The organism is Streptomyces sp. SID3212 (assembly GCF_009865405.1).
Classification (GTDB): Bacteria; Actinomycetota; Actinomycetes; order Streptomycetales; family Streptomycetaceae; genus Streptomyces.
In genome coordinates, this window is the sequence record NZ_WWJY01000216.1 from 1 (window position 1) to 5406 (window position 5406).

The 5406-nt window shown below is 74.6% G+C and carries 6 protein-coding genes and 1 pseudogene; 6 read left to right on the forward strand and 1 reads right to left on the reverse strand.

The features are described from left to right. The 6 genes from GT042_RS06330 to GT042_RS06355 all read left to right on the forward strand — a co-directional run. Nucleotides 1-844: alpha/beta hydrolase (locus GT042_RS06330; RefSeq protein ID WP_161307716.1), on the forward strand; the 844-nt coding region annotated here is incomplete at its 5' end. Beyond that, nucleotides 837-1997 carry an acyltransferase gene (locus GT042_RS06335; RefSeq protein WP_161307717.1) on the forward strand — a complete coding sequence of 387 codons (1161 nt, stop codon included), beginning with the start codon at nt 837-839 and terminating at the stop codon, nt 1995-1997. The genes GT042_RS06330 and GT042_RS06335, both read left to right, overlap by 8 nt. Next, a complete protein-coding gene (locus tag GT042_RS06340) occupies nt 1990-3366 on the forward strand; it encodes a histidine kinase (protein ID WP_161307718.1) in 1377 nt (458 codons plus the stop codon). The genes GT042_RS06335 and GT042_RS06340 overlap by 8 nt, the downstream gene beginning before the upstream one ends. Beyond that, nucleotides 3363-4055, forward strand: coding sequence for a response regulator transcription factor (locus GT042_RS06345; RefSeq protein WP_161307719.1), 693 nt, complete (start codon nt 3363-3365; stop codon nt 4053-4055). Before GT042_RS06340 ends, GT042_RS06345 begins: the two co-directional genes overlap by 4 nt. 70 nt (nt 4056-4125) lie before the next feature. Next, nucleotides 4126-4542 carry a RidA family protein gene (locus GT042_RS06350; RefSeq protein WP_161307720.1) on the forward strand — a complete coding sequence of 139 codons (417 nt, stop codon included), beginning with the start codon at nt 4126-4128 and terminating at the stop codon, nt 4540-4542. 17 nt (nt 4543-4559) lie between these two features. Beyond that, nucleotides 4560-5123, forward strand: a complete 564-nt coding sequence (locus tag GT042_RS06355) for a GNAT family N-acetyltransferase (protein ID WP_161307721.1) — start codon at nt 4560-4562, stop codon at nt 5121-5123. 42 nt (nt 5124-5165) lie between these two features. Here GT042_RS06355 and GT042_RS06360 read toward each other — a convergent pair. Continuing rightward, nucleotides 5166-5406, reverse strand: a pseudogene (locus tag GT042_RS06360) (adenylosuccinate lyase); the annotation flags it as partial.

A 5406-nucleotide genomic window follows, 5' to 3' on the forward strand; every position in this document is an offset into this window, starting at 1 on the left:
GCCGCTGCGGGACGACCTGGACCCCGCCGACCTGGACGCGCGGTACGCCGTCAACCGGGCCGGGATCCGGGCCGCCGAGCGGATGGCGGCCGGTCACGGCGACCGCGTACGGGCCGCCGCGCTGCGTGTCCTGGCGGACCCGGCACGCCACTTCCTCTCCTTCGACGGGCGTGACGGCGGCCGTACCGCCGAGGTCTTCGGCGATCTCGCGCACGCCCGGCGGATCGCCGTACTGGTGCCCGGCTCGGACACCGGCCTCGACCACTACGCGCGCTTCGGGGCCGGAGCCGCCGCGCTCCGGCGGGAGATGGGCGCCGGGGCGGCCGTGATCGCCTGGCTCGGCTACCGGACACCGGCCACGGTGAGCCCCGAGGTGCTGACGGCGGGCCGCGCCGAGGAGGCGGCTCCTGATCTGCGGTCCTTCGTCGGCGAGTTGGCCGCCGCCGCGCCCGCCGCGCGGGTGTCGCTGCTCTGCCACTCGTACGGCTCGGTCGTCTGCGCCCGCGCCGCGCCGGGCCTGCCGGTCGCCGACCTGGTGCTGTACGGCAGCCCCGGGACCGGCGTCGACCACGCCTCCGCGCTGCGTACCGGGGCCACGGTCTGGGCGGGCCGGGGCTCCGCCGACCGCATCGCCCAGGTGCCGTACGGACGGCTCCGACTGCCCTTCGTCACGGTCGGGTTCGGCAGGGACCCGGTGTCGGAGGCGTTCGGCGCCCGCCTCTTCGACGCGGGCGGGGCCGCCCACAGCGGCTATCTGCGCCCCGGGTCGGTGTCGTTGCGGAACCTGGCCCGGATAGCCGACGGGGCGGCGGACACCCCCACCCGGGAGGCCGGCCGTGCGTGATCTCGTGCGGCGGATCGACTCCGCCACCCCGCCCGGCCGCGACCGGGCCACCGACGCCCTGCGCGCCCTCGCCATCCTCGGTGTGGTGCTCGGCCACTGGCTGGTGACCGCCCTGGTCGCCGACAGCGGTACGGTGCGCGCCGCGAGCCCGCTCCTGTACCTGCCCCACCTGGCCCCGGTCTCCTGGCTGTTCCAGACGCTCGCCGTCTTCTTCGTGGTCGGCGGGCAGGTGGCGGCGCCGAGTCACGCGGCGGCCCGCGCCCGGGGCACGACGTACGGGCGGTGGCTCGGCGCCAGGACGGCCCGGCTGTGGCGGCCGGTGACCGCCGTGCTGGGGGTGTGGGCGGTGGCGGCGGGCGTGATGCTCGTCTCCGGGGTGAGCCTGGCGACCGTACACACGCTGCTCAAGCTGGTGCTGTCCCCGCTGTGGTTCCTGCTGGTCCTGATGGCGCTCACGGCGGCGACCCCCCTGGTCGCGCGACTGCACCCGCTGTGGCCGCTCGCCGTGGTCCTGCACGTGGACCTGTTCCGGTTCGCCCTCGGCGGGCCCGCGTGGCTCGGCTGGATCAACCTGGCGGCGGGCTGGCTCGTCCCGTACTGCCTGGGCGCGGCCTGGTCCCGTGGCGACCTGACCGGGCGCGGGGCGGCCTGGGTACTGCTGGGCGGCGGCTCGGCGGCCACCACGCTCCTGGTCCTGTTCGGGGGCTATCCGGCGTCCATGGTCGGTGTGCCGGGCGCGCCGGTCTCCAACCTCGACCCGCCGACCCTGGCCGCCGTGACCTTCGGCCTGGCACAGTGCGGGGCGGCCCTGCTGCTCCTCGGCCCGCTGCGGCGGCTGTGCGCGCGGCCGGCGGTGTGGGCGGGGGTGGCGCTGGCCAATCTCTCCGCTCTCACTTTCTTCCTGTGGCATCAGACCTCGATGATGGCCGTCACCGCGATCGGTCTGCTCGCGGGCCGACCGCTGCCCGGCCTGCACACCGTGCCGGACGGCGCCGGGTGGGTGGTGGCGAGACTCCTGTGGCTCCCGGCGTTCGCGGGGGCGCTGTTGGTGTGCTGGGCGGCGTTCCGGGGTCATGAACAGCGGGCGCGCGGGCGGACCGAGGTCGTCCGTGAGGGACGGCCCACGCGGAAGGCGGAGGCGGGGCATGTCTAGGGTCGGTCGGACGAGAGACCCACGCCGGGTGGTGGCGGTGCTGCGGGCGGTGCCGCGTCAGCTGCGGGACGACCTCCTGGGGGCGCGGGCGTTCGGTCCCCTGCCGGACACGGGGCGGCCCGGCTGGCGGGAGTGGCAGCCGGTGGTGGTCCTCCTGACGGCGATCTGCGCGCTGTTCGTCGGCGCGATGGGGATCAACAACCTCATCTGGGAATCCGGTCTCGGCCAGGTGTACGGCACGCTCCTCGGCGTACTCCAGGCGGCGGCGCTGGTGGTCGCGGTGTTCCGGCCGGTGCCGGCGTGGTGGGTGGTGACGCTGGTCATGGTGGTCGTCGCGCGGACCACGGAGGCCACCGCGGGACGGGACGTGCTGTTCCCCTGGACGGGTGAGGGGATGGCTCTCCAGGCCGGGGTGCTGTTCCTGCTGGCGCTGCGGGTCCGTCCCCGGGCCGCGTTCGGGGCGCTGGTGATCAGCCTGCTGGCGGGGGCGGCCTGCGGGCTGTTCGTCACCGCGGAACACAACGCCGACGTGATGCGGGCCGCTGCCGTCCTCACCGTCGCGGTGGTGGTCGGTGCCGCGCTGCGGGGCAGCCAGGTGGCCCGTACCGAACTGGTCGTCCAGGCCGGGCTCACCGCCGACGAGCGGGCACGGCGCACGCTCCTGGAGGAGCGCAACCGGATCGCGCGCGAGCTGCACGACGTGGTCGCCCACCACATGTCGGTCATCTCCATCCAGGCGCAGGTCGCCCCGCACCTGGTCGACAACCCGTCCGAGGAGTTGAGGGAGAACCTCGCCGGGATACGGGGGAACGCCGTCGGCGCGCTCACCGAACTGCGGCGCGTGCTGGGCGTCCTGCGTTCCGAGGACGCCCTGTCCGAGAGCGTGCGGCACGCCCCGCAGCCCACGCTGGACCGGCTGGACGAGCTGATCGGGACCGTACGGGGGGCCGGGCTCGCGGTCACCACCCGGTTCACCGGTGAGCCGCGCCCGCTGGCGCCGGGGGTCGGCCTGTCGGCGTACCGCATCGTGCAGGAGGCGCTGAGCAACGTGATGCGGCACGCGCCGGGCGCGGAGGTGCGGGTGGAGATCGGGTACCTGCCGTCGCGGGTGGTGGTCCGGGTGGTGAACGGCGCTCCCGCGCGTGCCGTCGCGCCGCCGTCCACGGATGTGCCGCCGTCCATGGATGTACCGCCCTCCACGGATGTGCCGCTTTCCACGGACATGGGGCACGGGCTGCTGGGGATGCGGGAGCGCACTGCGATGCTGGGCGGCGAACTGGCCACCGGGGCGACGCCGCAGGGCGGGTACGAGGTGACGGCGACGCTGCCGACGGAGGAGCCCACGACGTCCTTGGAGGACGGCACATGACGTCACCCCCCTCGCCCCCGCCACCCATCCGGGTGCTGATCGCGGACGACCAGGTCATGGTCCGCCAGGGCTTCACGGTGCTGCTGAACGCCGAGGCCGGCATCGAGGTCGTCGGCCAGGCGGTGGACGGTCTGGACGCGCTGGCCAAGGTCGCGGAACTCGCCCCGGACGTCGTCCTGATGGACATACGGATGCCGGAACTGGGCGGCATCGAGGCGACCCGCCGCCTCACCGCCCGGGCCGGCTCCCCCGTGAAGGTGCTCGTCCTCACCACCTTCGATCTCGACGAGTACGTGTACGAGGCGCTGCGCGCGGGCGCGTCCGGCTTTCTGCTGAAGGACGCGTCGGCGGAGGAACTGGCGCAGGCGGTACGGGTGGTGGCGGCCGGGGACGCGCTGCTCGCGCCGAACCTCACCAAGCGGCTGATCGCCGAGTTCTCCCGGGTGACGGCCGCGCCGCGTGTGCCGCGCAGGGAGCGGGTGGGCGACCTGACGGAGCGGGAGACGGAGGTGCTGTCCCTGATCGCGCAGGGTCTGTCGAACGCGGAGATCGCCGCGCGGCTCGTCGTGGCGGAGCAGACCGTGAAGACCCACGTGGGCCGGATCCTGGTCAAGCTGGGCCTGCGCGACCGGACGCAGGCGGCGGTTTTCGCGTACGAGACGGGTGTGGTGCGGCCGGCCGGCTACTGAGCGGGGCCGGGGCCCCGGCCCGTTGTCAGTGCCATGGGAGACTGTCAGTGCCATGGGAAACAATGGCCCCATGACACACCTCACGCATGTGACCGCCCCCGAAGGGGTCGCCCCCGGCAACGGCTACAGCCACGTGGTCTGGGGCACGGGCCGCTTCGTCGCGATCTCGGGCCAGTGCGCGTTCGACGAGGACGGCGGGATCGTCGGCGTGGGCGACCCGGCGGCCCAGGCACGCCAGGTGTTCGAGAACCTGCGGCGCTGCCTCGCGGCGGCGGACGCGACGTTCGACGACGTCGTGAAGCTGACGTTCTTCGTGACGGACGTGGCCCACCTCCCCGCGGTACGGGCCGCCCGCGACGCGGTGATCGACCCGAAGCGCCCTCCGGCGAGCTCGGCGTTCCAGGTGGCGGCCCTGATCCGCCCGGAACTGCTGGTGGAGATAGAGGCGTTCGCCGTCACCCCGCCCCCGCCGGGCGACCCGCGTTGACCGTTCGGGTCCGGGAGATGACGGACGCCGACTGCGAGGCGGTCGCCGAGATCCGGGTCCGGGGCTGGCAGTACGCGTACGCCGGGCTGATGCCGAAGCCGTTCCTGGACGCGATGAGCGTCGAGAAGGAGACGGTGCGACGCCGCGCGTACCTCACCGAGCCGACGCCCGGAGTCCTGAACCTGGTCGCGGAGCACGCGGGGCGGGTGGTGGGCTGGGGCTGTTCCGGTCCGTGCCGCGACGAGGACGTGCCGGCCGGTACGGCGGAGGTGTACGCGCTGTACGTACGGCCCGACCGGATCGCGACCGGGGTCGGCCGCGCACTCATGGACGCGCTGACGGCGGCGGCCGGGGAGGCGGGGCACGGGGCTCTGGTGCTCTGGGTCCTCAAGGAGAACGACCGCGCGCGCCGCTTCTACACGCGGTCCGGCCTGGCGCCGGACGGGGCGGAGGAGCCGTTCGACGTAGCGGGCACCCACGTCCCGGAAGTGCGATACACCCGCCACCTCACCCCACCATCCGCCCCCGGCCCATCCGACTTTCCCGGCCCGCCCGGCAGTTCGAGCCCGTCCGGCGTTTGAGGACACCGCACGCCGCAGGCGGGCGGAGCCGTGGCGTCGGAGCTACGGGAGGGACCTCAGCGCCGCCGTCGCCGCCTCCGTCAGCCGGGGGTGGGCCAGCGCTCCCTCCAGGGACGGGCGGGCGCGCGGGTCCGCCAGCCGGTGCAGGCCCTCGACGCAGGCCAGGGCCACCCGCCAGTGCGGTTCGTCCGGGGCGGACAGCCGTTCCAGGGTGGCGATCAGCACCGGGACGGACTCCGGGGCCCGCAGCTCCGTGAGGAGGCGTACGGGATGCAGGGCGTAC